This is a genomic window from Actinomadura rifamycini DSM 43936 (assembly GCF_000425065.1).
In the GTDB taxonomy this organism is placed as follows: domain Bacteria; phylum Actinomycetota; class Actinomycetes; order Streptosporangiales; family Streptosporangiaceae; genus Spirillospora; species Spirillospora rifamycini.
Genome location: NZ_AULB01000015.1, coordinates 1 through 26,944, shown reverse-complemented (window position 1 = coordinate 26,944; position 26,944 = coordinate 1). Strand labels below are relative to the sequence as shown.

29 protein-coding genes are annotated in these 26,944 nt (G+C 74.3%); 10 read left to right on the top strand and 19 right to left on the bottom strand.

Annotated elements, in window-relative coordinates:
- Window positions 1–38 precede the first annotated feature (38 nt).
- Window positions 39–1,259, bottom strand: coding sequence for an alpha/beta hydrolase family protein (locus tag H505_RS42005; RefSeq protein WP_034518043.1), 1,221 nt, complete (start codon window positions 1,257–1,259; stop codon window positions 39–41).
- A gap of 287 nt (window positions 1,260–1,546) precedes the next feature.
- Between H505_RS42005 and H505_RS0115265 the strand changes: the two genes are divergently transcribed.
- The 3 genes from H505_RS0115265 to fmdA all read left to right on the top strand — a co-directional run bounded on the left by H505_RS0115265 (window position 1,547) and on the right by fmdA (window position 4,285).
- A complete protein-coding gene (locus H505_RS0115265) occupies window positions 1,547–2,671 on the top strand; it encodes a CobW family GTP-binding protein (protein ID WP_233617499.1) in 1,125 nt (374 codons plus the stop codon).
- Between the two features lie 72 nt (window positions 2,672–2,743).
- Window positions 2,744–3,022, top strand: coding sequence for an FmdB family zinc ribbon protein (locus H505_RS0115260; protein ID WP_026402697.1), 279 nt, complete (start codon window positions 2,744–2,746; stop codon window positions 3,020–3,022).
- Window positions 3,023–3,037: 15 nt separating this feature from the next.
- The gene (gene fmdA, locus H505_RS0115255) at window positions 3,038–4,285 is read left to right on the top strand and encodes a formamidase (RefSeq protein ID WP_026402696.1); all 1,248 of its coding nucleotides are present in this window, start codon (window positions 3,038–3,040) and stop codon (window positions 4,283–4,285) included.
- Window positions 4,286–4,337: 52 nt separating this feature from the next.
- Here fmdA and fahA read toward each other — a convergent pair whose 3' ends face one another.
- From fahA to H505_RS41995, 9 genes are all read right to left on the bottom strand, one after another.
- Window positions 4,338–5,510 carry a fumarylacetoacetase gene (fahA, locus tag H505_RS0115250; RefSeq protein ID WP_026402695.1) on the bottom strand — a complete coding sequence of 391 codons (1,173 nt, stop codon included), beginning with the start codon at window positions 5,508–5,510 and terminating at the stop codon, window positions 4,338–4,340.
- Window positions 5,507–6,364, bottom strand: coding sequence for a hypothetical protein (locus H505_RS0115245; RefSeq protein ID WP_026402694.1), 858 nt, complete (start codon window positions 6,362–6,364; stop codon window positions 5,507–5,509). The genes fahA and H505_RS0115245 overlap by 4 nt, the downstream gene beginning before the upstream one ends.
- Before the next feature lie 5 nt (window positions 6,365–6,369).
- Window positions 6,370–7,569, bottom strand: a complete 1,200-nt coding sequence (locus H505_RS0115240) for a homogentisate 1,2-dioxygenase (RefSeq protein WP_026402693.1) — start codon at window positions 7,567–7,569, stop codon at window positions 6,370–6,372.
- Between the two features lie 151 nt (window positions 7,570–7,720).
- On the bottom strand, window positions 7,721–8,317 hold the full coding sequence (locus tag H505_RS42000) for a MarR family winged helix-turn-helix transcriptional regulator (protein WP_051300716.1): 597 nt from the start codon (window positions 8,315–8,317) through the stop codon (window positions 7,721–7,723).
- A 40-nt stretch (window positions 8,318–8,357) separates the two neighbouring features.
- Window positions 8,358–9,719, bottom strand: coding sequence for an MFS transporter (locus tag H505_RS0115230; protein WP_026402692.1), 1,362 nt, complete (start codon window positions 9,717–9,719; stop codon window positions 8,358–8,360).
- 45 nt (window positions 9,720–9,764) lie between these two features.
- Window positions 9,765–11,225 (bottom strand): FAD-dependent oxidoreductase, encoded by a 1,461-nt coding sequence (locus tag H505_RS0115225; RefSeq protein WP_026402691.1) that lies wholly within the window; start codon window positions 11,223–11,225, stop codon window positions 9,765–9,767.
- Entirely contained in the window at window positions 11,222–12,022 is an 801-nt protein-coding gene (locus H505_RS0115220; protein WP_026402690.1) for an SDR family NAD(P)-dependent oxidoreductase, read from the bottom strand. The genes H505_RS0115225 and H505_RS0115220 overlap by 4 nt, the downstream gene beginning before the upstream one ends.
- On the bottom strand, window positions 12,015–12,842 hold the full coding sequence (locus H505_RS0115215) for an SDR family NAD(P)-dependent oxidoreductase (protein ID WP_026402689.1): 828 nt from the start codon (window positions 12,840–12,842) through the stop codon (window positions 12,015–12,017). Before H505_RS0115215 ends, H505_RS0115220 begins: the two co-directional genes overlap by 8 nt.
- Window positions 12,839–13,321 (bottom strand): nuclear transport factor 2 family protein, encoded by a 483-nt coding sequence (locus H505_RS41995; RefSeq protein ID WP_064743641.1) that lies wholly within the window; start codon window positions 13,319–13,321, stop codon window positions 12,839–12,841. The genes H505_RS0115215 and H505_RS41995 overlap by 4 nt, the downstream gene beginning before the upstream one ends.
- 129 nt (window positions 13,322–13,450) lie before the next feature.
- Here H505_RS41995 and H505_RS0115205 point away from each other — a divergent pair, with 129 nt between their 5' ends.
- Window positions 13,451–14,134 carry an IclR family transcriptional regulator gene (locus tag H505_RS0115205; protein WP_026402688.1) on the top strand — a complete coding sequence of 228 codons (684 nt, stop codon included), beginning with the start codon at window positions 13,451–13,453 and terminating at the stop codon, window positions 14,132–14,134.
- Window positions 14,135–14,173: 39 nt separating this feature from the next.
- Here the strand turns inward: H505_RS0115205 and H505_RS41990 are convergent, their stop codons facing one another.
- The 5 genes from H505_RS41990 to H505_RS41980 all read right to left on the bottom strand — a co-directional run bounded on the left by H505_RS41990 (window position 14,174) and on the right by H505_RS41980 (window position 18,778).
- Window positions 14,174–15,460 carry an amidohydrolase family protein gene (locus H505_RS41990; protein WP_051300714.1) on the bottom strand — a complete coding sequence of 429 codons (1,287 nt, stop codon included), beginning with the start codon at window positions 15,458–15,460 and terminating at the stop codon, window positions 14,174–14,176.
- A 35-nt stretch (window positions 15,461–15,495) separates the two neighbouring features.
- Window positions 15,496–16,098: an SDR family NAD(P)-dependent oxidoreductase gene (locus H505_RS48970; protein WP_245592536.1), complete on the bottom strand. Its 603-nt coding sequence runs from the start codon at window positions 16,096–16,098 to the stop codon at window positions 15,496–15,498.
- A 161-nt stretch (window positions 16,099–16,259) separates the two neighbouring features.
- Window positions 16,260–16,688: a cupin domain-containing protein gene (locus H505_RS0115185; RefSeq protein WP_026402686.1), complete on the bottom strand. Its 429-nt coding sequence runs from the start codon at window positions 16,686–16,688 to the stop codon at window positions 16,260–16,262.
- Between the two features lie 24 nt (window positions 16,689–16,712).
- A complete protein-coding gene (locus tag H505_RS0115180) occupies window positions 16,713–17,528 on the bottom strand; it encodes a phosphoenolpyruvate hydrolase family protein (RefSeq protein ID WP_026402685.1) in 816 nt (271 codons plus the stop codon).
- Complete coding sequence (locus tag H505_RS41980; protein WP_034518040.1) at window positions 17,525–18,778, bottom strand: Tm-1-like ATP-binding domain-containing protein; 1,254 nt, start codon at window positions 18,776–18,778, stop codon at window positions 17,525–17,527. Before H505_RS41980 ends, H505_RS0115180 begins: the two co-directional genes overlap by 4 nt.
- Before the next feature lie 119 nt (window positions 18,779–18,897).
- Between H505_RS41980 and H505_RS41975 the strand changes: the two genes are divergently transcribed.
- The 6 genes from H505_RS41975 (at window position 18,898) to H505_RS41965 (ending at window position 24,789) form a co-directional block, all read left to right on the top strand.
- Window positions 18,898–20,370, top strand: coding sequence for an aminotransferase-like domain-containing protein (locus tag H505_RS41975; RefSeq protein ID WP_051300712.1), 1,473 nt, complete (start codon window positions 18,898–18,900; stop codon window positions 20,368–20,370).
- Window positions 20,371–20,440: 70 nt separating this feature from the next.
- Window positions 20,441–21,106 carry a TetR/AcrR family transcriptional regulator gene (locus tag H505_RS47670; protein WP_051300711.1) on the top strand — a complete coding sequence of 222 codons (666 nt, stop codon included), beginning with the start codon at window positions 20,441–20,443 and terminating at the stop codon, window positions 21,104–21,106.
- A 24-nt stretch (window positions 21,107–21,130) separates the two neighbouring features.
- The gene (locus H505_RS0115160; protein WP_026402683.1) at window positions 21,131–21,394 is read left to right on the top strand and encodes a hypothetical protein; all 264 of its coding nucleotides are present in this window, start codon (window positions 21,131–21,133) and stop codon (window positions 21,392–21,394) included.
- Window positions 21,395–21,490: 96 nt separating this feature from the next.
- A complete protein-coding gene (locus tag H505_RS0115155) occupies window positions 21,491–23,224 on the top strand; it encodes a pyruvate dehydrogenase (RefSeq protein WP_026402682.1) in 1,734 nt (577 codons plus the stop codon).
- Window positions 23,225–23,286: 62 nt separating this feature from the next.
- Complete coding sequence (locus tag H505_RS0115150) at window positions 23,287–23,637, top strand: tetratricopeptide repeat protein (RefSeq protein WP_026402681.1); 351 nt, start codon at window positions 23,287–23,289, stop codon at window positions 23,635–23,637.
- A gap of 9 nt (window positions 23,638–23,646) precedes the next feature.
- Window positions 23,647–24,789, top strand: coding sequence for a phosphorylase family protein (locus tag H505_RS41965; RefSeq protein WP_051300710.1), 1,143 nt, complete (start codon window positions 23,647–23,649; stop codon window positions 24,787–24,789).
- Here H505_RS41965 and H505_RS0115140 read toward each other — a convergent pair.
- The 4 genes from H505_RS0115140 to H505_RS0115130 all read right to left on the bottom strand — a co-directional run.
- Window positions 24,777–25,322, bottom strand: coding sequence for a dihydrofolate reductase family protein (locus H505_RS0115140; RefSeq protein ID WP_026402680.1), 546 nt, complete (start codon window positions 25,320–25,322; stop codon window positions 24,777–24,779). The two genes, H505_RS41965 and H505_RS0115140, sit on opposite strands and share 13 nt — an antisense overlap.
- Window positions 25,323–25,528: 206 nt before the next feature.
- Window positions 25,529–25,879 (bottom strand): hypothetical protein, encoded by a 351-nt coding sequence (locus H505_RS0115135; RefSeq protein WP_157433004.1) that lies wholly within the window; start codon window positions 25,877–25,879, stop codon window positions 25,529–25,531.
- Between the two features lie 171 nt (window positions 25,880–26,050).
- Window positions 26,051–26,584: a hypothetical protein gene (locus H505_RS49845; RefSeq protein WP_157433003.1), complete on the bottom strand. Its 534-nt coding sequence runs from the start codon at window positions 26,582–26,584 to the stop codon at window positions 26,051–26,053.
- A gap of 49 nt (window positions 26,585–26,633) precedes the next feature.
- A partial coding sequence (locus H505_RS0115130) for a transposase family protein (protein WP_026402678.1) occupies window positions 26,634–26,944 on the bottom strand: 311 nt, incomplete at its 5' end.

The window sequence follows — 26,944 nt, the reverse complement described above, 5'->3', positions numbered from 1 at the left end:
AGCGGCGGCAGATGAGGATCTTCCGGGCGTTCCGCTCCTCAGCGTTCGTAGCGGACGCCGGGGAACGGGGACGGGACGTCCAGCAGCGCGCCGTCGCGGCCGCGCAGCCACCGGTCGAAGAACGCGGCCGCGTAGGCGCGCTGGACGGCGGTCGTCCGGTGCGGCGGGACGGTGCCGAGGACGGCGGCGAGCCCCCCGGTCGGCTCGGCGCCCCGGCGGGCGAGCGCGGGCAGCACGGCCGACGCGTCCGTGAACGACGCGTGCCGCGACCCGCGGACCAGCACGTTCGCCGTCCAGCCGCGCGTCGCGCCCCAGAACGCCGCCCAGGACGGGACGTCGCGGTGGCCGGTGGCACCGTCGCCTTCCGCCTGCATGAACAGCAGCGGCCGGTCGAGCCCGTTCCGAGCGACGCCGCTCAGCTCACCGGGGAAGTCCATCTGCCCGTCCATGTTGATCCCCGCGCGGATGCGCCGGTCGTCGTGCATGGCCTGCGCGGCGGTGAACCCTCCGGCCGAGTGCCCGGCCATGCCGACGCGGCGGGTGTCGAGATCCGCGCCGGCGCGGCGGCCGAGGCGCGGCAGCTCGTCCAGGACGAAGCGGGTGTCGGCGACCCGGGCCGCCATGACCTTCTTCAGCAGCGCGGCGATCTCCCCGGGGGCGGAGGGCGGCGGCGCGGCGAGCAGGTCGCTCGGGACGAGCCGTCCGCCGGGGAACTCGACCTCGGACGCCTCGTAGGTGTGGTCGATCGCCACCACCGCGTAGCCGCGGCTCGCGAGGTCCTGGACGAGCGCGGTGTTCCACGTCCGCGGGTCGCCGAGGCCCGGCGAGTACAGGACGACCGGGAGCCGCCCGGCGCGGCGGTCGGCGGGGGCGCCGGCGCGGGCGGCGCCGACGGTCGCGCCCCAGTCGGCGGTCCCGGCGGGGACGCCCAGGTTGAGCGTCCCGGCGCCCGCGGCGGACCCGAAGTGCGCCGCGGCCTTCGGCGTCATCTGCGGCACCGGTCCGCGCCCGCCGGGCGCCGCCGGGTACCAGACGCTCACCATCAGCTCGCGGGCCCGGCCGGGCCGCCACGGGTCGGGGCGGTCGCGGTCGACGAGGTGCACCGCGGCGGTGCCGACCGCGAACGGCCCGGTCGGGGCGGGCAGCCGGACGGGCGCGGCGTCCCGCGGGTCCGCGGCGGACGCCCGCAGCGGCGGCAGGGCGAGCACCCCCGCGGTCACCAGCAGCGCGAGCAGGACGGTCTGGATGCGGGTCCTCATGCGGGCATCCTCGCCGGACGGCGGCCTCCGCGGCGACACACCACGGTGCCATACCGAGGTACTACCGCGGTTTGACCCCCTGCCGCCCCGGCCCCCCTGCTCGTGGGGCGGTCGCGGGAGGTCGCCTGCCCTCGCGAGGAACCGCGCGGCATGCCGGGGGCGCGGCCGGTGTTCCTGTCTGTAGAGGACGCGCCTGCGGCGGTCGCATCGATCGCGGGCTCCGCGGGCCATCGGATCTCCGTTCGACATGGCATGATAGCGATAATCATTTTCATATGGAGGTCGTCATGTCCGTACCCGTCGTGCTGGTGGCCGGGGTGCACGCCGCCGCGCGGACCGCCGTCGTCGACCGGCTGCTGCGCGGGCACCCCCGCGCCGTCGCCGTCCACCACGACCTGCGGGCGATGCCCGGCGGGCTCGTCACGCGGACGGTCCGGGACGGCCGCGCGGTGCTCGACCGCGCGGTGGTCAGGCTCGACCACGGGTGCGTGACGTGCACGGTCCGGGAGGACCTGGTCCCCGAGCTGCTGCGCCGTGCCGCGCACGCCGGGCCCCTGGTGGTCGACCTGTGGGACTGCGTGGAGCCGCGGACGGTCGCCGAGGCCCTCGACGCTCCCGCGCTGCGCGACCGGCTCCGGCTCACGGCCGTCCTGACCGCGGTGGACGCCGAGCTGATGCCCGTCGACATCTGCCGGGGCGAGCGGCTCGCGGAGACGGGCGCGCCGGTCGCCCCCGGCGACGGGCGCTACCTGGCCGGGGTGCTGGCCCACCAGATCGAGTACGCGACCGCGCTCGCCGTGCCCGGCCTCGGCGCGGGCGAGGACGATCTGCTGGTGTGCCGCGACGTCCTGCGGCACCTGGCCCCGCTCACGCCGGTCGTCCTGCCCGGCGACCCGCCGCCGGAGGTCACCGGCCCCGCGCTGTGCACCCGCGAGCTCGCCGACCGGGTCGACCCCGCCACCGCGCTGCTGCCCTGCCCGGCGCACAGCCCCACCGCCGACACGGTCGTGTGGCGCCGCACCGCGCCCCTGCACCCGGCGCGGTTCTTCGCCGCCATGGACGTCCTCGCCGCCGAGTCGGTGCGCAGCCGGGGACGGTTCTGGCTGACGAACCGGCCCGACCGGATGCTCGCGTGGGACGCGGTGGCGGGCGTCGTCACGCTGGCGGACGCCGGGGTGTGGCTCGCCGCGCTGCCCGAGGCCGCGTGGGACGAGGTGCGGCCCGCCCGCCGGGTCGCCGCCGCGCTCGACTGGTCGGCCGAGCACGGCGACCGCGTCCAGCACCTGGTGATGACCGGGCCGGGCATCGACGCCGACCGCATCCACGCGCTGCTGGACGCGTGCCTGCTGGGCCCGGACGAGTCCGGCGCGGTCCTCGACGACCCGTTCGCCGCCTTCTTCGATGCCGCCTGACCTGCGAGGTTCGCTCGTTTAGGTGTGCTACCTGGCGGAATAGTCGGCCAACGGAGGCATTGGGGGGCAACCGTGGCGATCTACCGATACCGGTGTTCGGAGTGCGGGGCGTTCGACGTCGCCCGCCCGATCGGGACGGCCGAGGCCGCGGAGCCGTGCCCGGGGTGCGGCCGCGCGGCGCCCCGCGTGTTCACGCCGCCGCTCGTCCGCCGCACGCCGGCGGCGCTGGCGCGGGCGCTGGACGCCGGGGAGGCGAGCGCCGGCGAGCCGCGGGTCGTCCGGCGGGACGCCCGCCCGCGCCCGCCCGCGCCCTCCGCCGACCCGCGGCGGGACCGGTTGCCCCGTCCCTGACCTACGGAGGAAGCCATGCCCGAAGTCGTGTTCAGCGTGGACCAGGCGCGGTCGATGCGCGACCAGGACGTGCCCGGCCACAACCGGTGGCATCCCGACATCCCGCCCGCGGCCACCGTGCGCCCCGGGGCGGAGATCCGCCTCGAGAGCCGGGAGTGGATGGACGGCCAGGTCGGGAACAACGACTCGGCGAACGACATCCGCGACCTGAACCTGAACGTCAACCACATGCTGAGCGGCCCGATCGCGGTGGAGGGCGCCGAGCCCGGCGACCTGCTCGTCGTGGACGTCCTCGACATCGGGCCCGTCCCGCAGGAGACCGGGGACATCGCGGGCCAGGGCTGGGGGTACACCGGCGTCTTCGACCGGCACAACGGCGGCGGCTTCCTCACCGACCGGTTCCCCGACGCCTACAAGGCGATCTGGGACTTCCGCGGGCAGACCGCGTCGTCCCGCCACATCCCCGGCGTCCGGTTCACGGGCATCACGCATCCCGGCCTGCTCGGCACCGCGCCGTCCGCCGACATGCTGGCCCGCTGGAACGCGCGCGAGCAGGCCCTCATCGACACCGACCCCGACCGGGTGCCGCCGCTCGCGATGCCGCCCGAACCGCGGGACGTCCTCGCGGGGACCCTGACCGGCGCCGACCTCGAACGGGTCGGCCGGGAGGGTGCCCGGACCATCCCGCCCCGGGAGAACGGCGGCAACCAGGACATCAAGAACTTCAGCCGCGGCTCGCGGGTCTTCTTCCCCGTGTTCGTCCCGGGCGCGCTGCTGTCCGGCGGCGACCTGCACTTCAGCCAGGGCGACGGCGAGATCACCTTCTGCGGCGCCATCGAGATGGGCGGGTTCGTCGACCTCGGCATCGACCTGATCAAGGGCGGCATGGAGAAGTACGGCGTGACGACCAACCCGGTCTTCCTGCCCGGCAACGTCGAGCCCCGGTACGACGAGTTCATCTCGTTCATCGGCATCTCGGTCGACCACGAGACCGACACCAACGCGTTCACCGACGCGACGCTCGCCTACCGCAACGCCTGCCTGAACGCGATCGAGTACCTGGGGAAGTTCGGGTACACCGGCGAGCAGGCGTACCTGCTGCTCTGCGCCGCGCCGATCGACGGGCGGCTCAGCGGCGTCGTCGACATCCCGAACGCCTGCTGCTCGCTGTACCTGCCGACGGCGATCTTCGACTTCGACGTCCGCCCGTCCGCGGAGGGGCCGCGCCGCGCCGACCGCGGGCAGTGCGCCGTGACGTCCTGAGCGCCCGCCCGCGGCGGCCCGTGCGCGCGGGCCGCCGCGGGCGGTGCGGTGGTCAGCGGGCCGGGTAAACGCGGCCGCGGACCTCGCCGAAGCCGAGGCGGCCGCCGTCCGCCGCCGGGGCCGTCGCCGACAGGACGACCTCGTCGCCGTCCATCAGGAACGTGCGGGGCTCGCCCGCGACCTCCAGCGGCTCGCGCCCGCCCCACGACAGCTCGATGAACGCGCCCCGCTGGTCCTTCTCGGGGCCGGACACGGTGCCGGACGCGAACAGGTCGCCGGTGCGGGTCGCGGCGCCGTTCACCGTCATGTGGGCGAGCATCTGCGCGGGCGACCAGTACATCTCCCGGTACGGCGGCCGGGAGACGAGCTGCCCGTTCCACTCGACGGCGAGGTCGAGGTCGAGCCCCCACGCGTCCTTCTCCCGCAGGTAGGGGAGGGGCTCGGGTTCCTGCGGCGGGGTCGCGACGCGGGCCGCCTCCAGCGCGAGCAGCGGGACGACCCAGGACGAGACCGACGTCGCGAAGCTCTTCCCGAGGAACGGGCCGAGCGGGACGTACTCCCACGCCTGGATGTCGCGGGCCGACCAGTCGTTGACGAGGACGGCGCCGAAGACCCGCTCGGCGAACTCGCCGACCGGGACGGGGGCGCCCAGCGGGGAGCCGGTGCCGACGACGAACCCGACCTCGGCCTCGATGTCGAGCCGGCGGGACGGCCCGAACCCGGGGGCGGCGTCGTCCGGCGCCTTGCGCTGCCCGGACGGCCGCACGATCGGGGTGCCGGACGGCACGACCGTCCCGGCGCGGCCGTGGTAGCCGACCGGCAGGTGCTTCCAGTTCGGCATGAGCGGCTCGGAGTCGGGCCGGAACAGCCGCCCGAGGTTGGAGGCGTGGTGCTCGGACGCGTAGAAGTCGACGTAGTCGCCGACCTCGAACGGCATGTGCAGGGCGACGGCGCCGACCGGGTGCACGGCGCCGGCCGGGAGGTCGCCGCCGACGGCGTCCAGGATCCGTTCGCGCACCTCGACCCAGCGGGCGTGCCCCTGCGCCATGAAGGGGTTCAGCGTCGGGTTCGCGAACACGTCGTCGTGGAGGACGGCGGCGAGGTCGACGACGGAGTCGGCGACGCGGACGCCGACGCGGGGCGCCGTCCCGGGCGTGGAGAACACCCCGTAGGGGAGGTTGGCGAGCCCGAACGGCGAGCCGTCGGGCACCTCGATGCGGGTCATGCGTACTCCTCGGTGAGCGCGGCCGGGAGGAGCCCGAGGTCCGCGAGTTCGGTCAGGGGGTCGGTGATGCTGCACGTGCCGAACGACACGAACGCCGCGCGGGCCGCGGCCGTCCGGTCGGGCGGCAGGGCGGCGACGCGGGCGGCGACGGACGCGGCGTCGCGGTCGGCGAGCAGCGCGGCCAGCTCGGCGGCGGGCCGGCCGTCCAGCGCGGCGTCCGCCGCGAGCAGCAGGTTGAGGAAGCCGTGCTGGTCGAAGCCGGTCCCGGGGTCGGTGTTGCGGACCGGGTGGTGCAGCCCGGCGGTCGCCTTGAACGGGACGCCCGCGGCGACGGCCGCCGCGACCGCGGCGGCCAGTTCGGCCGGGTCCGGGTAGAGGTCGGCGGTGACGCCGCCGGTGCGGAACTTCGCGCGGTGCCCGGACGCGGCGAGCGCCGCGATGACCGCGGGACGGCGCTCGTCCCGCGGCACCTCGACGTGGATCGGGACGTCGGTGCGCAGCCCGTCCACGGCGCGGACCAGGTCGGACGGCGTCCACCCGGGGGGCACGGCGACCTCCAGCCCGCGCAGGTCGACGGGCAGGCCGGCGGCGGCGGCGAGGGCGTCCGCGGCCTGCGCGGGCCCCGCGGGCGCGGTCAGCGCGAGGTCCAGGGGGCCGCCGGGCTCCCGGTCGAGGAGCGGCGCCAGGTCGTCCAGCGCGGTGGCGGGCAGGATCAGCGGGCCGACGAGCGCGGTGTACGGGGCGGCGCGGTGGCGCCGGTGCGCGGGGACGGCGTCGGCGAGCGGCGCGCGGCCCGGCGGGAAGACGGCGGCGTCGTCGCAGAGCCCGACGGCGAAGGCGGGGAGGTCCGGCATGCCGGTCACCGGTCCGGTCCCCGGCCCGCCCAGGTCCAGGCGTAGCCGCCGTCCTCGCAGGCGGTGCCGCCCTCGCCGAGTTCGAGGGGGCGGAACGTGTCGACCATGACGGCGAGCTCGTCGAAGAACCCGGCGCCGATGCTGCGCTCGTACGCGCCCGGCTGCGGGCCGTGGGCGAGGCCGCCGGGGTGGACCGAGACCGAGCCCTGCCCGATGCCGGAGCCCTTGCGGGCCTCGTAGTCGCCGCCGCAGTAGAACATGACCTCGTCGGAGTCGACGTTCGAGTGGTAGTACGGCACCGGGATCGACAGCGGGTGGTAGTCGACCTTGCGGGGCACGAAGTTGCACACGACGAAGCCCGGCCCCTCGAACACCTGGTGGACGGGCGGCGGCTGGTGGACGCGCCCGGTGATCGGCTCGAAGTCGCGGATGTTGAACGTGTACGGGTACAGGCAGCCGTCCCAGCCGACGACGTCGAACGGGTGCCGCGCGTACACCATGCGGGTGCCGGTGACGCCCCGGGACGTGCGGTGCTTCACGAGCACCTCGACGTCGGTGCCGTCCGCCAGGAGGGGCTCGCCGGGGCCGTGCAGGTCGCGCTCGCAGTAGGGGGCGTGCTCCAGGAACTGCCCGAACCGCGACAGGTACCGCTTGGGCGGCGCGATGTGCCCGTTCGCCTCGATCGCGTAGGTGCGCAGGGGCTCGTCGCCCTCGGGCAGCCAGCGGTGCGTCGCCGACATGGGGACGACCACGTAGTCGCCCTGCTCGGCGCGCAGCGTCCCGAAGACGGTCTCGACGGTCGCCGCGCCGGACTCGACGTAGACGACCTCGTCGCCGGTCGCGTTGCGGTACAGCGGCGAGGCGGCGGCGGACACGGCGTAGGAGATGCGGACGTCGCCGTTGCCGAGGACGAGCCGCCGCCCGGTCACCGGGTCGGTCCCGGCCCACCGGTCCGCGGGGAACAGCTCGTGCAGCCGCAGGTGGCGGGGCTTCAGCGGATGGTTGGGCGCGGTCGCGGCGTCCGGGACGTCCCACGGCCGGGCGTCGACGATCGCCGACGGGATCTCGCGGTGGTAGAGCAGGGACGAGTCGGCCGAGAAGCCCTCCTCGCCCATCAGCTCCTCGTAGTACAGCCGACCCTCGCCGTCCCGGTGCTGGGTGTGGCGTTTCGGCGGCACGTCGCCGACCCGGCGGTAGTGCGCCATGCTCCTCGCCTCCCGAAGATGGTTAATGCATTAACTACTTTTGGCCGACACTACGGCTCTTCTCCGCCGCAGGGAAGACCTAACCCGCGGGCCCGGCCGGCCCGGTCCGGCCGGTCCGGGCCGGCCCGGTCCGGCCGGTCCGGCCGGGCCGCTAGCTGCGCTCGCGGACGTCGAACTGCGTGCGCCCCTCGATCAGCTTGTCCAGCAGCATGACCAGCATCTGCTGCTCGGTCTCGGTGAGGACGTCCGCCCACTGCTTCTCGCGGGCGTGCTGGGCCGCGAAGATCTCCAGCATCGCGGCGCGGCCCCGCTCCGTCAGCGACAGGATCACCGACCGGCCGTCCCGCGCGCCGCGCGCCCGCTCCAGCATCCCGTCCGCGACGAGCGTCTTGGCGAGGTTCGACACCGCCGCCCGGCTCATCCCGGCCAGCGCCGCGGCCCGCCCCGGCTCCAGCGGCCCGGCCAGCCACGTGACGAACAGCAGCCGGAACGCCGCCCACGAGTGCCCGCGCGGCCGGTGCACCGTCGACTCCAGGTCGTAGGTGACGATCGCCGACGCCCGGTTCAGGGTCAGCAGCAGCCGGGTCGCCAGCCGGTGCGGGAAGCCGAACTCCTCGGCCAGCCGGCCGCCGGCGAGGTCGACGAACGACCAGAAGTCGAGCTCGCCGGCCGCGCCGGCCGGGCCGTCCGCCGGGCCGTCCGCCGCGCCGGCCGGGCCGTCCGCCGGGGCGGTGTCGCGATCCTCCATGGCCGCAACACTAACGGCGCCGAAGCGATTCATGGTTTGATCACTTCCCGGCGGCCTCCGCGGCCGCGGCGGGCGCCGCCCCCGCGGGCGCCGCACGGCGCGGCTCGTCCCGCGGCACCCGCAGGAACGCGAGCATCGCCGCGCACACCACCAGGCAGCCGATCGGGAAGTACAGGCCCACCGACACGTCGTCCGCCGTCGCGTTCTGCCCGATCACGTACGGGCCGAAGAAGCCGCCCAGCGCCGCGATCGAGTTGATCGCCGCCAGCCCGACCGCCGTGTGCTCCCGCGACAGCACCCGCGCGGCCATCGCCCAGTACGGCGCCATGTAGCCGAGGACGCCGATCCCGACGAGCGACAGGCACGCCAGCGCCACCGCCGGCTGGTGCCGGAACTGGATCGTCCCGAACAGCCCCGCGGCGGCGAGCAGCATCAGCGCGATCACGTGCCACTTGCGCTCGCCCGACCGGTCGGAGTTGCGCGCGACCAGCACCATTCCGACCGCGCCGACCAGGAACGGGATCGTGCCGAGGAACCCGATGTTCGTCGCCGAGTACGACGGGTCCATCTGCTCGACGATCTTGGGCAGGAAGAACGTGAACCCGTACAGCCCGCACGCGGCGAAGAAGTTCGCGACCGCGAGGTACAGCACCTTCCGGTCCCGGACGACCTTCAGTTCGGCGAGCGGCCCGTGCGACCGCTCGGGCGTGTACTCCTTCGCGATCTCGCCGTCCAGCCACGCGGCCTCCGCACGGCTGAGGAACCGCGCCTTGCCCGGGACGTCCGGCAGCAGGAACAGGACGGCGACGCCGATCAGGACCGCGGGGACGCCCTGCAGCACGAACACCCACCGCCAGCTGCTCATGTCGAGCCAGTGGACGTGGTCGAGGATGAGCCCGCCGGTGAGGCTGCCGAGGATCATCGCGACCGGCTGCGCCAGCGCGAGCCCCGCGATCGCCCGTCCGCGCTCCTGCGTGCGGTACCACAGCGTCAGGTAGAGCAGCAGGCCCGGGAACAGGCCCGCTTCCGCGACGCCCAGCAGGATGCGGGCGGCGTAGAGCTGCGTGACGTCCTGCACGAGGCCGGTCGCGGCCGTCACGATGCCCCAGCTGATCGCGATCCGGGCCAGCCACAGCCGCGCCCCGACCCGCTTCATGATCATGTTGCTGGGCACCTCGAACACGACGTAGGCGAGGAAGAAGATCGCCGACGCGGTGCCGAACACCGCCGTCGTGACGGCGAGCTCGTGCTCCATGCCGAGCTGCGCGTACGAGATGTTGGCGCGGTCCATGTAGTTGAACACGTAGAGCAGGCCGATGATCGGCATGATCCGGAGCGTCACCTTCCGGATCGTGCGCCGGCCGATGTCGGCGTCCCCGGGGGCGGCGGTGCCGTTCGCCATGTCGTTCTCCTCGGTGGAGTGGGGTGGGGTGGTGCGGGACGGCCGTCAGCCGGCGGCCGTCGGCGCGGTGGGAGCGGACGGGTCGGCCGCGGCTGGGGGCGCGGCGGGCGCGGCGGCGGTGCGGCCGGCGATGCGGCCCATCGTGAGGGCGCCCGCCACCGAGTTGCCGCCGCCGACGTAGCGCCGGCCGAGCACGCCCGCGCCCGCCTCGCCCGCCGCGAGCAGGCCCGGGACGGGCTCGCCGCGCTCGTCCAGCACCCGCGCCGACGCGTCGATCTCCAGCCCGGCGTGGGTGCAGACCAGCTCGGCGGGCAGGATCCGGACGGCGTAGAACGGCGGCCGGCCGATCGGGTCGGGATGCCCGTCCGCGCCCTTGTTCGCCAGCGTGCGGTGCCGCCGGAACTCGGGGTCGCGGCCGTGCGGCAGCGTGCCGTTCCAGCGGCGGACGGCCGCGCCGAGCGCGTCCGCCGGGACGCCGATTGCCGCCGCGAGGCCGTCGAGGGTGCCCGCGCGGGCCGTCCGCCCGGCGTCGGCCTCCCGCGCGACGTGCTCCGGCGTCCAGTGCGCGTAGCCGGGCGGCAGCCCGAGCCGGGCGCGCTCGTCGAACACCGCCCACACCGGGCCCGGCTGCGCGTCGATGATCCCGCCCGACACCGCGTACGAGGCGTCCTCGTCCATGAACCGGCGGCCGTGCGCGTTCACGTGGATCCGCGACTTCGGCGGGAAGCCCGACTGCCAGTGGTGCAGCCGCTGGAAGTACGCCGTCGGCAGCAGCAGCCCCTGGCCGTCCCCGGCCACGGACGCGCCGACCTGCCGGCCGAACCGCAGGTGGTCGCCGCGCGCCCCGGGCGCCGCGACGACGAACAGGTCGTCGCCCGCCCGCAGCGCCGCCGGGAAGTACCGTTCGAGCAGGCCGCGGTCGTGCGCGAGGCCGCCGGTCGCGACGACGACCGCGCGGGCCCGCACGTCCAGGCCGTCCGCGACGACCCCGGCGACCCGGCCGTCCTCGACGAGCAGCCGCTCCACGCGCGTGTTCGCGACGATCTCGACGCCGTGCGCGCGGCACGCCCGCACGAGCGCCCGGACGATGCCGAGGCCCTGGTCGCGCGGGACGTGCCCGCGCCAGACGTCCTCGACGCCCGCCTGGCAGAGGCCGGGCATGTGCGCGTTGTGCGACACGGCCGCCGGGACGTCCACCCCGAGGCCGATCAGCCACTCCAGCGTCGGCGCGGCGTTCCGGCAGAACGCCATGATCAGGCCGGGGTTGAGCATCCAGTGGTTGAGGTCCATGTAGTGCTGGAAGAACCGCTCCGGCGAGTCCTCGACTCCGAGGCCCCGCTGCACGCTGGTGCCCGCGGCGGTGAACATGCCGGCCGACAGCTCCGTGGAGCCGCCCGGCTCCCGCTCCGCCTCCAGCAGCAGGACGGCCGCGCCGGCCTCCGCCGCGGTGGCGGCGGCGGCGAGGCCGGCCCCGCCGCCGCCGACGACGATCACGTCCGGGTTCATCCGAGGCCACCTCCGGTGTCGGCGAGGATGCGGTGGTAGAGGCCGTTGCTCACCAGGCCGCCGTCCGCCGTCAGCTCGGCGCCGGTGAGGTAGGTGGAACGGTCCGACAGCAGGAACAGGACGGCGTCGGTGATCTCCTCGGGCCGTCCCACGCGCCCGGCGGGGATGCTCCGGACGGCCGAGGCGACGAACGCGTCCGCGCCGTCCAGCAGGCCGGTGTCGACCAGCCCGGGATGCACCGAGTTGACCCGGATGCCCCAGGCGGCGAAGCCGCCCGCCGCCGACTTCGACAGCCCGGTCAGCCCCCACTTGCTCGCCGAGTACGCGGGCGAGAAGTAGCCGATCTGCCCCGAGATGGAGGAGATGTTCACGATGGAGCCGCCGCCGGAGTCGCGCATCAGCGGCGCCGCCGCCCGCATCCCGTGGAACGGTCCCGTCAGGTTGACCCGCAGGACCCGCTCCCACACCTCCTCGGTCGTGTCCATGAACCCGAGCCGCCGCGAGACGCCCGCGTTGTTCACCAGGCCGCCCAGTCCGCCCCGCTCCGCCCGCACCTCGCCGATCACCCGCGCCCACGCGGCCGCGTCCGCGACGTCCAGGACGTGCGCGCTCGCCGACCCCCCGGCCGCCCGGATCTCCTCGGCGACCGGCCCCGCGTCGGCGACGTCCGCCGCGCACACGTGCACGCCCCGCGCGCCCAGCGCCCGCGCGTGCGCCGCGCCCATGCCGGCCGCCGCGCCCGTGACCAGCACGGTCCCCGGGTAGCGGACGGTGTCGGCGTGCACCGCGTCAGACATGCCGGGACCCGCCGTCCACCGCGATGCTGTGCCCCGTCACGTACCGGGCGCCGTCGGACAGCAGGAACAGCAGCGGCCCGACGACCTCCTCCGGCGACCCGAGCCGGTGCAGCGGGACGGCGTCCAGCGCGTGCCGCAGCGCCGCCTCGTCCTCCCGCACCCAGCGGGTCATCTCCGTGTCGATGTAGCCGGGCGCGATCGCGTTGACCCGCAGGCCCCGGTCGCCCAGCTCGACCGCGAGCGACTCCGTCAGGTGCGCGACCGCCGCCTTCGACGAGCAGTACGCCCCGCGCCCGCGCCGCACCCGCACCGCCGACACCGACGACATGTTCACGATCGCCCCGCCCGGCTCCATGTGCCGCGCCGCCGCCTGCGCCCCGAACAGCACCCCCTCGACGTTCACCGCCAGCGTCGTCCGGATCTGCTCGGGCGTGATGTCGCCGACCTCGGCGAACGGGAAGACCCCCGCGTTGTTCACCCAGAAGTCGAGCCGCCCGAACTCCGCGAGCGCGACCTGCGCGACGGACTCGTGCTCCTCCGCCTTCGCCACGTCCACCCGCGCCGCCACGACCCGTCCGGGCCGGTCCGCGCCCGCGGTCTCGGCGGTGATCTCCTTCGCGGTGACCGCCATCGCGTCCCCGTCGATGTCGGCGCCCACGACGTCCACGCCCCGGGCGGCGAGCGCCGCCGCGAACCGCGCCCCCATGCCGCGCGCCGCTCCCGTCACCACGGCGGCCTTCCCGCGCAGCTCGGGGTACACGGCCGCCACCGGGGTCCCGACGACGCGCCCGGGGTTGGCCCGCTCGGCGGTCTCGCTCATCGCTGCTGCTCCTTCTCGTCGTTCGGCCGGTCGTTCGGCTCGTCGTTCGGCTCGTCGTTCGGTGCGCGGTCCGGCCCGTCGTGCGCGCCGTCGCGGTGGACGACGCGGCGGCGGATCAGCCACCCGCCGCCGTCCCGGACGAGGTCGTCGGTGACGACGGTCATCCGGTCCAGGCGCGGCTCGCCGCCGTCCGGAGTGCTCACGATCTGCAGGTATGCATGGACGAGGGCGGTGCGCTCGTCCGCCCGCTCGGCGAACACGTTCGTCAGGACGTGCCGGACGGTGACGCCGCGCGCCCGCGCGTCGGCGAAGAACCGCTCGGCGAACGCCGTCAGCTCGGCCGTCCCGGTGACGGGACGGGAATACGTGGGCGAGCGGAACTCGCCGTCCGGGGTGAAGGTCGCCGCCCACGCGCGCGCCCGGCCGCCGTCGATGTGGTGGCTCTGCGCCCCGTACAAGCGGTGCAGCGACGCGTCCATCGAACGAACCTCTCGTGTAGTGTGCTAATATCGCACGCACCGTGCGAAGTACGGACACCGTAGGTAACGTGACTCACATGCGTCAAGAGGAGGCCCATGCGCGCGGCCGGCGGCGGTACGGTCCCCGATGTGGCGGCCCCCGAGATCGACTCCGGAATGTCGAAGACGCTGCACAACGGCCTCCAGATCCTGGAGCTGCTGGTCCGGCACCCGCAGGGCCTCACGCTCACCGAGATCGCCGAGGGCGTCGGCGTCCACCGCACCGTCGCGCACCGGCTCGTGCGCACCCTGGAGGCCCACCGGCTCTGCCGCCGCGACCGCTTCAAGCGGATCTCGCTCGGCGCCGGCCTCGTCGAACTCGCCGAACCCGTCGAGCAGGACCTGCGCACCCTCGCGCGCCCCGTCCTGGAGGAGATGACCGACGCCGCGCAGGCCACCGCCCACCTCGTCGTCCGCGAGGACGACACCCGGGTGCGGATGCTCATGATCGTCGAGCCGCGGCGCGCCCCGATGCACGTCGCGTTCCGGGTCGGCCAGCTCGACCCCGTCGACCGCGGCTCGGCCGGCCTCGCGATGCTCGCCGCCGCGCCGCCCCTCCCCGGCGAGCGCCCCGAGGTCGCGCTCGCCCGCGAGCGCGGCTTCGCCGTCTCCTACGGCGAGATCCGCTCCGCGATCATCGGCGTGTCGGCCGTCGTCCCCGGCGCCCGGACGCAGACCAGCGTGGGCCTGTCGCTGTTCGAGGCGTCCGACGAGGACGAACTGGGCCGCATCGTCGTCGACGCCGCCGCCCGGCTCGGCGCACTCCTCCGCTGACGCCCCGGGCGCGGCCGCCCGCCGGTCACCGCCCGCCGGTCACCGGCCGGCGCCGAGGCGGTCGGCGATGCGCCGCGCCTCGTACAGGACGCGCTCCTCGTCCAGGGTCTGCAACTCGCCGTCCAGCAGCAGCGGACGCCCGGCCACGTAGACGTCGCGCACGTCGGCGGCCGTGGCGGCCCACCCCACGAACGATGCCGCCGAATGCATCGGCTGCGCCCGCACCGACGAGGCGTCGAGCACGACCAGATCGGCGGGTTCGCCCACGGCCAGCGACGTCGGCGCGAACCCGAGGGCCGCGGCGCCGTGCGCGGTCGCGCCCGCCAGCGCCTCGTCCAGCGGCCAGGCGTCGGCGTCCTCGGTCGCTCCGCGCTGCAGGGACACCGCCAGGCGGAGCTCGCTCAGCAGGTCGAGCGCGTCGTTGGCGGCGGGCCCGTCGGTGCCGATCGCCACCCGCACGCCCGCCTCGCGGAGCGCGGCCACGGGAGCGATCCCGGATCCGAGCTTGAGGTTCGACCGGGGGTTGTGCGCCACCGTCGCGCCCGCCTCGGCGAGGAGGCGGATGTCGTCCGCGGTGGCCTTCGTGGCGTGGGCCACGAGCGTCGACGGGCCGAGCAGCCCGGCGCGCGCGGCCGCCGCGATCGGCGTCCGGCCGTACTCGGCCGCCGCCGCGCCGACCTCCGCCGCCGTCTCCGAGAGGTGGACGTGGACGCCGAGGCCGCTCTCCGCGGCCCGCCGGGCGACCTCGCCGAAGACCGGCTCGCCGCAGGTGTAGATCGCGTGCGGCCCGTACATGACCCGGACGAGCGGCTCGCCGGCGTACCGCCGGGCGAGGTCCTCGACGTGGTCGAGGACCTCGGGATGGGCCCGGCCGCCGGCCGCCGGGTAGGGGCGGACCGCGGGCCCGAAGACGGCCGGTGCGGCACAGATGCGCAGGCCCGCCTCGACCACGGTGTCGATCAGCGGCTCCGTCCAGTGGAACATGTCGGCGAACGCCGTCGTCCCCCCGCGGATCATCTCGCACAGGGCGAGGGACACGCTCCACCGCAGGTCGTCCTCGGACAGCGCGTCCTCCGCGGACATCACGACCGCCAGCCAGTCCGCCAGCGGCAGGCCGTCGCCCAGGCCGCGCAGGACCGCCATCCCGGAATGGGCGTGCGCGTTGACCAGGCCGGGGAGCACCACCCGGTCGGACGGGCCGCCGGACGGTCGGACCGACCGGATCGTGCCGTCGGCGGCGGAGAACTCCAGCGTGGTCGGCACCGCCCGCGCCGCGCCGCCGGGGCGGACGAGCCGGCCGGTGACGGTTCCGCCGTGCGAGGTCATCGTTGATCGCCTTCCGGCTCGGTCGTCGCCCGGGACTAGTACGGCGAGACGCCGCCGTCGACGTTGATGCTCTGGCCCCGGATCCCCTGCACCCGGTCCCCGAGGAGGAAGGAGACGGCCCAGGCCACCTCGACGGGGGCGATGTGGCGGCCGAGCTGCTCGTTGGCCATGTAGGCGAAGACGGCGTCGGCGTCGGCGTCGCCGGAGCCGGCGGCGGCGTGCGCGTCCGCGACCTGCCGCAGCATGGGCGTCGCGACGCCGCCCGGGCACACGCAGTTGACGTTGATCGCGTACGGGGCCCACTCCGCGGCGGCCACCCGGGTCCAGTTGATCACCGCGGCCTTGCTGGCGTTGTAGGCGACCATGTCCGGGTGGCCGTTCTTGCCCGCCTCCGAGGCGACGTTCACGATGCCGCCGCCCCCGCCCTGCTCGATCATCCGCTCGGCGACCAGGCGGGACAGCTCGAACGGGCCGAAGACGTTGACGCCGAACTGCGCCTCCCACAGCGGGCGCGCGTGCCGCAGCGCGGGCGCGATCTCGACGACGCCGGCCGCGTTGGCGAGCCCGTCGACGCCGCCGAGCAGGTCGAAGGACCGTTCGGCGGCCGCGGCGACCGACGCGGGGTCCCGCAGGTCCAGGCCGATGCCGTGCGCGCCGCGTCCGGGCCCGCCGAGGCGCTCGGCCAGCGCCGCCGACGCCGCCGGTGCCGCCGGTGACGATGAACCGCTTGCCCCGGTGGACGGGGAAGATCTCGGGCTCGGCGACCGGGATCACGTGCCCGCCGCGGTCGCGCCTGAACTCACCCACGGGGCGCCTCCCGTCCGCCCATCTCCCAGGTGGGGTGGGCGCCCGGTGCCAGCTCGACGAAGCCGGGCACCTCGCGCAGGGCGGCCTCGGCGCCGCCGGGCGTGTAGGTCGCCAGGATCCGCAGGGGCCTCCAGCCGGTGTTGAAGGTGGAGTGCAGGGTCCCCCTGGGGATCCAGACGGCGTCACCGGCCGTCACGGGGAACTCGGGCCCGTCGCCGACGGTCTGGCGCCCTTCGCCCTCGATGATGTAGAGGATCTCGTCGGATCCGGGATGCTCGTGGCGGTCGTGGCCCCGGTCCGGGTTGATGATCACCTCGCCGAGGGTGGAGGACGCGCCCGGCACGCCGTCCGGGTCGACGAGCCACTTGATCGAGCCCCAGTCGAAGACCATCGTGGGCACGGAGTTCGGGTCGCGGTGCACGGTGCTGCTCCTTCGCTGAGCCGGTCAAATCTGCTGGAACGCCCGGACCTGTTCGGCGATGGCGCGCTCGGTGGGCAGCCGCTCCATCGACGACGCGCCGAAGAACCCGTCGATCCCGGTCGTCCCGTCCAGCACGCGGCGGACGTCGTCGGGCTCGGCGATGGGGCCGCCGTGGCACAGGACGATGACGTCGGGGTTGACGGCGACGGCCGCGTCCCGGATCTCCTGGACGCGCGCCACCGCGTCGTCGAGGGTGATGGCGGTGCGCGCGCCGATGCTGCCCTTCGTCGTCAGGCCCATGTGCGGGACGACGATGTCGGCGCCCGCCCGCGCCATCGCGGCGGCCTGCCGGGCGTCGAAGACGTACGGGGCGGTGAGCAGGTCGCGCTCGGCGGCGAGCCCGATCATCTCGACTTCGAGGTCGAACCCCATGCCGGTCTCCTCCAGGTTCGCCCGGAAGACCCCGTCGATCAGGCCGACCGTCGGGAAGTTCTGGACGCCGGCGAACCCGGCGTCGCGGAGCTCGTCCAGGAACCGGGGCATGAGCCGGAAGGGGTCGGTGCCGCAGACGCCGGCGAGCACGGGGGTGTCCTTGACGACCGGGAGGACCTCGCCCGCCATCTCCAGCACGATCGCGTTGGCGTCCCCGTAGGGCATGAGGCCCGCCAGGGACCCCCGCCCGGCCATCCGGAAACGCCCCGAGTTGTAGATGATGAGGAGGTCGGCGCCGCCCTGCTCCGCGGCCTTGGCGGACAGGCCCGTGCCCGCCCCGGCGCCGATGATCGGGCGGCCCGCGGCCCGCCGGGCGGCCAGCCTGCCGAGTGCCTCGGATCGGTTCATCGCGCGTGTCCTTCCGGTTCGCGGGACGCCCGCACGAGCCGGTGCAGCCGCTCGGCGGCCGCCACCGCGAACTCGGGGGCGTTGATGTCGTGCGCCGTGTCGATCACCTCGACGCGGCCGCCCGCCACGGCGTCCAGGACGGCGTCGAAGCAGGCGGCGTCCGCCTCGGGATCCCAGAACGGGCCTCCCTCGACGTCGACGGCGGACAGGCCGCCGCGCGGGAGCATGAGCGTGACGGGCCCGGTCGCGGCGGCCAGCCGCGCGCCGATCGCGCGGCCGATCTCGGCGGCCTCGCCGGGCGTGGTGCGCATCAGCGTCACCATGTCGTTGTGGACGAGCAGCAGGCGCCGCCGGAACCGCTCGGGGACGGTGTCGGCGGGGCCGAAGTTGACCATGTCGACCGCGCCGAGGCTGACGACCTGGGGGACGCCGGCGGCCCCGGCGGCGGTCAGCCGGTCCGGCCCCGCCGACAGGACGCCGCCGACCAGCTCGTCCGCCAGTTCGGTGGTCGTCAGGTCGAGCACACCGGCGAAGCGGCCCTCGGCGGCGAGCGTCTCCAGCGCCCGTCCGCCGGTGCCGGTGGCGTGGAAGACGAGGACCTCGTAGCCCAGCTCCTCCAGCCGCGCCCGGGCCGCCTCCACGGCCGGCGTGGTGACACCGAACATGGTCGCGGCGATCATGGGCTTCCCGCCGTCCCCGCCGTCCCCGCCGTCCCGGCGCCGGTCGTGGGCGGCGGCCATGGCGGCGATGGCCGCCGCGGCGTTGCCGAGGATCGGGCGGGACACCGAGTTGATCCCCGCGACGTCGACGACGCTGTACATGAGCGTCACGTCGCTCCCGCCGACGTAGGCGGAGACGTCGCCGCCGGCCATCGTCGACACCAGCAGTTTCGGCAGGCCGACCGGCAGCGCCCGCATCACCGCGGCCGCGACGGACGAGCCGCCGCTGCCGCCCAGCGCCAGCACCCCGCTCAGGCGTCCCTCCCGGTGCATGCGGGCGGCGATGACCGCGGCGCCCGCCGCCATCGCCCGCAGGGCGGCCCCGCGGTCGCCCGCGCTCCGCAGCTCCTCCAGCGTCGTCCCCGCGGCTTCGGCCACCTCGGAAGGGGCCACGTCGGCCGCCATCGAGGCGGCGCCCATGACGCTCGTGTCGACGACCGCGACGTCCTGGCCGGACTCGATGATCAGGTCCCTGACCAGCCGGTACTCGGTCTCCTTGGTATCGAGGGTCCCCACCAGCAGAACCGCCATGCGCCCCCCTCGGCTCTCGTGCCGTGCGTCCGTCGGCCATACTGTGGCCCGCTCACCGGCCCGGCAAGGGCCAATTTTGCGAGAACTGGCCCATCGGCCTGGAAAGGTGTTGCGTTTCTATGCCGGTGTCATCGGCCGCCCGCGTCGTCCGGCTCCTGCAGGGGTGGGAGAACGCGCCCGGACGGCTCGGCGAGCGGCTGTCCGCCGCGATCGCCGATCTCATCGAGCACGGCGACATCGGGGCGGGCGAGCGGCTGCCGTCCGAGCGCGGCCTCGCCGCCGCGCTGTCGGTCAGCCGGGGGACGGTCGCGGAGGCGTACGCGCGGTTGCGCGAGGACGGCTGGATCGGCAGCCGCACGGGAAGCGGTTCCTTCGCCTCCGCGGCGCGCGGCGGGGACGCGATCGCCGTGCCCGGCGACGCACGGCTCAGCACGTTCGGCGGGCGGGCCCCGGAGCGGCTCGTCGACCTGTCCAGCGGAGCCCCCGGCGGCCTCCCGCTGGTGGCCCGCGCCATGGCGGGGCTGGACGCCGGCCTCGTCTCGCGGCTCGTCGCCGGAGACGGCTACCACGTCACGGGGCTGGACTGCCTGCGCGACGCGCTCGGCACCTACTACGCCGACCTCGGCGTCCCCACCGCGGCCGGCCAGATCCTGGTGACCAGCGGGTCGCAGCAGGCGCTCAAGCTCATCGCCGAGGCCCTGGTCGGCCCCGGCGACACGGTCGTCGTCGAGGACCCGTCGTACCGCGGCGCGCTCGACGTCTTCCGCGCCCGGCGGGCCAGGCTCGTGCCCGTGCCGGTCGAGTCCGACGGCCCCGACCTCCGCGTCCTGGAACGGGTGGTCGAGCACCTGCGGCCGCGCCTGGTCTACCTGCTCCCCGCGGCCCACAACCCCACCGGTTCCGTCGTGTCGCGCGGCAAGGCCCGGCGCCTGGCGGAGATCCTCGGCCGCCACGGCACGCTGCTGGTCGAGGACGGCTCCCCCGCCGACCTCGTCTTCGCGCCCGGCGGTCCGCCGCCCCCGGTGGGCGCGGCCCTGGATCCCGCGCAGTGGATCGCGATCGGCTCGGCGTCCAAGGTCTTCTGGGGCGGGCTGCGCGTCGGCTGGATCCGGGCCGGCGAGGCCATGGTGCAGTCCCTCGCCCGCACCAAGGCGGTCGAGGACCTGGGCAGCTCGGTGCTCAGCCAGCTCCTGACCGCCGACTGCCTCCGGGAGATCGCGGCGGCACGAGCGGCGCGCCGCGCGCAGCTCGGCGCCGGCCTCCGGACGGCCGTCGCGACCCTCCAGGTGGAGGCCCCGGAATGGTCGTGGCCGGAGCCGGCGGGCGGCAGCGCGCTGTGGGTCCGGCTGCCCGGAACCGCTACCGCGGCGTTCGCCCAGGTGGCCCGGCGCAACGGCATCAGCGTCGTGCCGGGGCCGGTGTTCTCCTCGGTGGACGGCTTCCAGGACCACCTGCGCATCCCGTTCTGGAAGGAACCGGACGAGCTCGAAGCCGGCCTGACGCGCCTCGTGCGGCTCTGGAGGGCCGACCGCGGCGCCCGCCGCCCGTCCGGCGCGCGCCCACCGGTGCCGCGCGACCCCACCTGCTGCTGAGACCCGCGCCGTTCGGCCCGCGGCCCGCCGCGCGTTGACAAATTGAATTAGCGCTCATTAAATAACGGCCATGGCGGAAACCCACGCGAGCCGCCCGGCGCCCCGGCGTCCGGGCCGGCCACCGAAGAACGCGGGCCCGGCCACCCGCGACCTGCTGCTGGACGCGGCGCTGGAGCTGTTCGCGCGGCAGGGCTTCGCGGCGACCACGGTCCGGCAGATCGCGGCCGAGGTCGGCGTGCGCGACAGCGCGATCTACGGTCACTTCGCGAGCAAGCAGGCGATCTACGACGCGCTGTTCGCCGAGGCCGGTCCGGCCTCCTTCGAGGCGCTGCGGCTGGACGTGGACGCGCTGGTGCGGGCGGGGCCGCGGCAGGCCGTGCCGGAGCTGGCGGCCCGGGTGATGGAGGGCTGGTCCGCCCCCCGGGCCCGCCGGTTCGCCAGCGTCCTGCTGCGCGACGGCAGCGGCGCCGGCGGACTGGGCGGCCTCGCCGCGTCGATCGAGGCCGCCCGCGACCGGCTCCAGGAGCCGTTCGCGCACTGGCAGCGGGCCGGGCTCGTCCGCACGGACGTGCCCGCCCGGCAGATCGTGTGGGAACTGTTCGCGCCGCTCCAGGTGCCCCGCCTGCTGCACCTGCACGCCGACGCCACGCCGGACGACCTGGCCGCCGCCCGGCGGCTGGTGGACGAGCACGTGCGGTTCTTCCTGAGCGTCGTCCTCACCGAAGGGAACATCTGATGAACGGACTCCTCCCGGTCGCGCGTGGTCGGCCTCGGCCTGTCCATCATCGCCCCGATCACCTTCGAGGCCGCCGCGCGGCGGACGAGCCTCCCCCCGTCGCAGGCGCTGTCGGCGGTGGCGACCATGGGGTACGCGGGGTTCCTCGCGGGCCCGCCGCTCCTCGGACTGGTCGCCGCGGCGGCGTCGCTCCGGCTCGCGCTGCTCCTGGTGGCCGTGCTCTGCGCGGTCGCCGCGCTCCTGTCCCAGCGGCCGTCCGGGCTGAAGCACCGTCGGCTCGGCGCGTGACGGGGCGCCGCCGCGGGTGTCAGGGGCAGATCACCGGGCATCTCCGTGACCACACCATCACGGAACCAACCATCACGGAACAGGCCAGGGGGTGCGATGGCGACCGTCGCGGATCAGTTCATCGAGGTGCTGCACCGGGCGGGCGTCCGCCGGATCTACGGCGTCGTCGGCGACAGCCTCAACCCCGTCGTGGACGCCGTCCGCCGCACCGGCGGCCTCGACTGGGTGCACGTCCGCAACGAGGAGGCCGGGGCGTTCGCGGCCGCCGCCGAGGCGCAGACCACCGGACGGCTCGCGGTGTGCGCGGGGAGCTGCGGGCCCGGCAACACCCACCTCGTCCAGGGCCTGTACGACGCGCACCGCTCGGGCGCGCCCGTCCTCGCGCTCGCGTCGCAGATCCCGAGCACCCAGATCGGCACCGGCTACTTCCAGGAGACGCACCCCGAGCGGCTGTTCACCGACTGCAGCCACTACTGCGAGGCGATCAACGGTCCCGCGCAGATGCCCCGCATCCTGCGGACGGCGATCCAGCACGCGGTCGGCCTCGGCGGCGTCTCCGTCCTCACCCTCTCCGGGGACGTCGCCAGCCGCGACACCGCGAACCCCACGGGCGACCACGACGTCCTCGTCCGCCGCGGCACCGTCCGTCCTCCCGCCGACCAGGTAGACCAGCTGGCGCGCGCGCTGAACCACGCACGCAAGGTCATGCTGTTCTGCGGCGCGGGCACCCGGGACGCGCGCACCGAAGTGATGGCCCTGGCCCACAAGACCCTCTCCCCGGTGGGGCACGCCCTGCGCGGCAAGGAATGGATCCAGTTCGACAACCCCTACGACGTCGGGATGAGCGGGCTCCTCGGTTACGGCGCCTGCTACGACGCCATGCAGGAGGCCGACCTCGTCCTCCTGCTCGGCACCGACTTCCCTTACGACGACTTCCTGCCCCTGCGGAACACGATCCAGGTGGACCACGAGCCGTCCCGCCTGGGCCGCCGCACACCGCTCGACCTCGCCGTCCACGGCGACGTGGGGGAGACCCTCCGGCTCGTGCTCGACCGCGTCGAACAGAAACACGACCGGACGTACCTGGAGGCGATGCTGCGCCAGCATGCGCGCGCGCTCGAGAACGTCGTGTCCGCCTACACGCGCGACATCGAGAAGCACACGCCGATCCACCCCGAGTACGTCGCGAGCGTCCTCGACGACCTCGCCGCCGACGACGCGATCTTCACCGTCGACACCGGCATGTGCAACGTGTGGGCCGCCCGCTACATCACCCCGAACGGGCGCCGCCGCGTCATGGGCTCGTTCGTCCACGGGTCCATGGCCAACGCGCTCCCGCACGCCATCGGCGCCCAGTACGGCGCGCCCGGACGCCAGGTGGTCGCGATGGCCGGCGACGGGGGCCTCGGCATGCTGCTGGGCGAACTCCTCACCGTCCGGCTGCACCGCATCCCCGTGAAGATCATCGTGTTCAACAACGCGTCGCTCGGCATGGTGCGGCTGGAGATGATGGTCGACGGCCTCCCCTCCTACGAGACCGACCACGAACCCGTCGACTTCGCCGCGATCGCCGCGGCGGCCGGGATCGACGCGTCCCGCGTCGAGCGCCCCGCCGACGTCCGTCCGGCCCTGGAACGCGCCCTCGCCGCCCCCGGACCCTTCCTCCTCGACGTCGTCACCGACCCGAACGCCCTCTCCATCCCGCCGCGCATCACCCCGCAGCAGATCAAGGGGTTCGCGCTCTCCGCGGGCAAGACCGTCCTCACCGGCGGCGTCGGCAGGATGGTCGACCTCGCCCGCAGCAACCTCCGCAACATCCCCCGCCCCTGACCGCGCCCGGGAATGAACGCCGCCCCCGCCGGGTTGGGGCGGGCGAGGAAAGGGGGCACGGGATGTACGAGGAGTTCCAGCGGGCGCGGATGTTCTTCGACGCCAAGGATTTCGTCACCGCCGCGCGGCTGCTCGCGCCCATCGTCGACGCCGACCCGCGGGACCGGTCCGCCGTCGAGCTGCTGGCGCGCGCCTACTTCCACAGCGCGCAGCTCGGGCACGCGGAGCGGACGCTCCGCCGACTGCTCGACCTGGACCCGAGCGACGGGTGGGCCCACGAGGCCCTCGCCCGGACCCTCGAACGGCAGAGCCGGGCCGCCGAGGCGCGCGTCCACCACAACCTCGCCGCCGCGATGGGCGTCGCCCCGGCGGCCCCCGTCGGCGTCTCCCTCACCGCCGCCGACCTGGCCTAGGCTGCCCCCGTGGCAACCGAACCCTCCGTCGAGGACCTGCTCGACGCCCTGGACGCCGTCGCCGCGGACGGCTGGTACCCCGCGGTCGACGTCCGGCGGCCGTGGTCGACGGCCAACCCGCAGATCACCGGCGAGTTCGCCCGGCCGGACGCGATCCGCCCCTACCTGCGCCGCGAACTCGCGGCGCTCATGAAGGCCGGGGCGGACGTGTCCGTCCGGGCGTCCCGCCCCGCCCTCCGGTTCGACGACCCCGCCTTCTTCGACGCCCTCGACGAGGACCGCGTCGACCTGCGCACCAAGAAGCTGTTCCTGTTCGGCCCCGAGCGGATGGCGCTGTCCCTCGACCGCCTCGCCCACTACACCGGGACGCCCGCCGAGCGGTTCCAGCGGCACGTCCTGTTCACCAACTACGCGATGCACGTCGAGTCGTTCCGCGAACGCTTCCCCGACGCCGAGGGGCCGTCCCGTCCGGGCGTCCAGATGCCCGCCTGGCACCACGCCGCCCCCGACGGCACCGGCGTCAGCCTCGTCAACATCGGCGTCGGCCCGTCCAACGCGAAGACCATCACCGACCACCTGGCCGTCCTGCGCCCCGACACCATGGTCATGATCGGCCACTGCGGCGGGCTGCGGAACCACCAGGCCCTCGGCGACTTCGTGCTCGCCACCGCCTACCAGCGCGCCGACCACGTCCTCGACGAGGTCCTCCCCCTCGACATCCCCGTCATCCCGAACCACCGGCTCAACACCGTCCTGCTCGACAGCCTCGACGCCGCCTCCGCCCGCTACCGCCTCGGCGTCGTCCACACCACCGACAACCGGAACTGGGAGTTCAACCAGCGCCGCACCCTCGCGATGATGAAGAGCGCCCGCTGCATCGCCGTCGACATGGAGTCCGCGACGATCGCCGCCAACGGGTTCCGCTACCGCATCCCCAACGCGACGCTGCTGTGCGTCTCCGACAAGCCCCTGCACGCCGAGTTCAAGCTCACCGCCGGCGCGCGCGCCTTCTACGAGGCCAGCAAGCGCCACCACCTCGACATCGCGCTCACCGCCCTCGACCGCGTCCGCCGCGACTACCCCGACGGCCTGCCCAACCAGGAGCTCCGCGCCGCCGACGAACCCCTCCTCGGCGCCGATCAGACCCGGTAGCGCAGCAGCACCACCCCCGACCGGAACGACCGGCACTCCACCAGCCGCAGCCGGGGCGTCGCCTCCTCGAACAGCCGCGCGCCCCGGCCCAGCACCACCGGGTGGACGAACAGGCGGTACTCGTCCACGAGCCCCTCGGCGATGAGCGCGTGCACGAGCGTGATGCTGCCCGTCGTCACGATGTCCTTGCCCGGACGGTCCTTCAGCGCGCGCACCTCCGCCCCGAGATCGCCGCTCAGCACCGTGCTGTTCGCCCACCCCGGGTCGCCGATCGTCCGCGACACCACGAACTTCTTCACCCGGTCGAGGTACTCCCCGACGCCGCCGGGCTCGCCCGCCCGCTCCGGCCAGTAGCCCCGCATGTCCTCGAACGTCCTGCGCCCGAACACCACCGCGTCCGCCCCGGCGCCGTGCGCCCGCACCGCCTCCGCGAGCTCCGCGTCCGCCGCGTCGTCCGCGACGTCGAACCACCCGCCCGCCGCGTCGATCACCCCGTCGAGCGTCACGTTCTCCGTGACGACCAAGTCCCGCATCCCGCCCCCCACATCGTCCGCCGGCCGTTCACGGGTTCAGACTTCCCTCCCTCGCTCGAAATCACCGGCCTGGAGGCTCGCCCGTTCCGAGGCGTCCGGTCCGGCCGGTGCCGCACGAGGATCTCCTGGGGAACGGGTGCGGCATCGCGGAACCGGGTGCCGAACGTCGAGCGCCGTGCGCTCGCCGAGGCCGGCGGCGGGACGCCTCAGCGGTCGGTGCGGGCCTCGGGATGGCGCAGGCAGGGGGAGGACGCGAAGATGCCGACTCTCAGCGGCACCGAAGCGGTCGGCACGTCCACGATCCGCGCTCCGTACCCGGGGGTGCCGGACTCGACCACGAGCCGCGGTTCGTCCTTCGCGTGCCGGGGCACGAGCACGGCCTCCCGGATCCGCCAGCCCAGCCCGCTCGCATGGTCCCGGAGCGAGCCCCCGACCTCGGCGAACCCGATCGCCGTCCGCACGTCCACGTAGCCGATGAACATCATCGTGTAGGGGCTGTAGTCCACGTACCAGGGGGCGGCGAACGGGCTGCTTCCGGAATCGGCCGGTGATGGCAACGGAACCGTCTCATCGACCTGGTCGCACGGCTGGGGACTCACGTCCGTCGGGGGACGGTTGAGATCGCCGTGCACGGCCAGGAAGTCGGCGAGTTCTGAGACGAGCCGAGTGACGCGCTCTGCCGCATGTTTCGGATGTACGGTTCGCAAGCTTCCGCCTATCTTGCCGAGTCATGCGTTCGGATGCTCGTAGCATTCGCTTTGCAGTTCTATGTACACCTTCGTTCCGCCGTTCCCGTCGGGGGTTTGGAAGGCGTCGAGACGGATCTCGTCTTTCGTGCCGCTGACTCCCACTGCCAGGCCATTTTGGTTTTGATTTTCAACCTTCCATCCGCCTAGTTTATTCAAGTGGCCCGTGAGGGTCGTGTAGATGTCGGAAGCTTTCGTTCCGCTCTGTAGGAGAATGGTGAAGTCGGAGCGGAACTTGAAGCGACTGTGATCTATCTTCCAAGGATCCTGATCCAGAGGGCTGACTTTCTCCTCCTCTTGCCAGTCCTCGCCGCAGAGATCGCCGAAGGTCTTCCTCGAACTCGCAGGTTTCGTTGCGAGACCTTCTGAAACCTCTCTGCTCAGGGCTTCCATCCTGGCGCCGACATCACGAGGGTCTTTGGTGGGGTATTCATTGAAGTAGGTTCCGCAGGCGGTCACGGAAAGGGCGCTCACTGTGCAGAGAGCCAGCTTCAGTATCAGGTGAGTCTTTGCCACCACGACTCCCTCTTCTTGTTGGTTCCGCCTTGCCCATACTGAAGCTTTTTCAACATGCGTTGAGCTCGCGGTTCTGGAGGACGTGGATGGCCTTGGCGAGGTGACCGGCCCGGTGGGGGCAACAACGTAGCTTCGTGAGGATCTTCCAGGTCTTGAGCTGGGCGTTGGCTCGTTCGCCCGGTCCGCGGAGCTTGGCGTGGGAGCGGTTGGCGTCCTTGAGTGGCTCGGGCTTGTTCTTGCCTCTGTAGGGCGTCTGGATGTGCGGATCGGCGCCGACGTAGCCCTTGTCGGCCAGGACCAGCAGCCCGGAGGCGGCCAGTTCACGGACCAGGCCCCAGATCCTGGCGGCCTTCAGGTCGT

Excerpts from the sequence above, each read along its gene's own strand:
- H505_RS42005 (WP_034518043.1), bottom strand. The coding sequence starts at position 1,259 with ATGAGGACCCGCATCCAGACCGTCCTGCTCGCGCTGCTGGTGACCGCG.
- H505_RS0115265 (WP_233617499.1), top strand. The coding sequence starts at position 1,547 with ATGTCCGTACCCGTCGTGCTGGTGGCCGGGGTGCACGCCGCCGCGCGG.
- fmdA (WP_026402696.1), top strand. The coding sequence starts at position 3,038 with ATGCCCGAAGTCGTGTTCAGCGTGGACCAGGCGCGGTCGATGCGCGAC.
- fahA (WP_026402695.1), bottom strand. The coding sequence starts at position 5,510 with ATGACCCGCATCGAGGTGCCCGACGGCTCGCCGTTCGGGCTCGCCAAC.
- H505_RS0115245 (WP_026402694.1), bottom strand. The coding sequence starts at position 6,364 with ATGCCGGACCTCCCCGCCTTCGCCGTCGGGCTCTGCGACGACGCCGCC.
- H505_RS0115240 (WP_026402693.1), bottom strand. The coding sequence starts at position 7,569 with ATGGCGCACTACCGCCGGGTCGGCGACGTGCCGCCGAAACGCCACACC.
- H505_RS42000 (WP_051300716.1), bottom strand. The coding sequence starts at position 8,317 with ATGGAGGATCGCGACACCGCCCCGGCGGACGGCCCGGCCGGCGCGGCG.
- H505_RS0115230 (WP_026402692.1), bottom strand. The coding sequence starts at position 9,719 with ATGGCGAACGGCACCGCCGCCCCCGGGGACGCCGACATCGGCCGGCGC.
- H505_RS0115225 (WP_026402691.1), bottom strand. The coding sequence starts at position 11,225 with ATGAACCCGGACGTGATCGTCGTCGGCGGCGGCGGGGCCGGCCTCGCC.
- H505_RS0115220 (WP_026402690.1), bottom strand. The coding sequence starts at position 12,022 with ATGTCTGACGCGGTGCACGCCGACACCGTCCGCTACCCGGGGACCGTG.
- H505_RS0115215 (WP_026402689.1), bottom strand. The coding sequence starts at position 12,842 with ATGAGCGAGACCGCCGAGCGGGCCAACCCCGGGCGCGTCGTCGGGACC.
- H505_RS41995 (WP_064743641.1), bottom strand. The coding sequence starts at position 13,321 with ATGGACGCGTCGCTGCACCGCTTGTACGGGGCGCAGAGCCACCACATC.
- H505_RS41990 (WP_051300714.1), bottom strand. The coding sequence starts at position 15,460 with ATGACCTCGCACGGCGGAACCGTCACCGGCCGGCTCGTCCGCCCCGGC.
- H505_RS0115180 (WP_026402685.1), bottom strand. The coding sequence starts at position 17,528 with ATGAACCGATCCGAGGCACTCGGCAGGCTGGCCGCCCGGCGGGCCGCG.
- H505_RS41980 (WP_034518040.1), bottom strand. The coding sequence starts at position 18,778 with ATGGCGGTTCTGCTGGTGGGGACCCTCGATACCAAGGAGACCGAGTAC.
- H505_RS41975 (WP_051300712.1), top strand. The coding sequence starts at position 18,898 with ATGCCGGTGTCATCGGCCGCCCGCGTCGTCCGGCTCCTGCAGGGGTGG.
- H505_RS47670 (WP_051300711.1), top strand. The coding sequence starts at position 20,441 with ATGGCGGAAACCCACGCGAGCCGCCCGGCGCCCCGGCGTCCGGGCCGG.
- H505_RS0115155 (WP_026402682.1), top strand. The coding sequence starts at position 21,491 with ATGGCGACCGTCGCGGATCAGTTCATCGAGGTGCTGCACCGGGCGGGC.
- H505_RS0115150 (WP_026402681.1), top strand. The coding sequence starts at position 23,287 with ATGTACGAGGAGTTCCAGCGGGCGCGGATGTTCTTCGACGCCAAGGAT.
- H505_RS0115140 (WP_026402680.1), bottom strand. The coding sequence starts at position 25,322 with ATGCGGGACTTGGTCGTCACGGAGAACGTGACGCTCGACGGGGTGATC.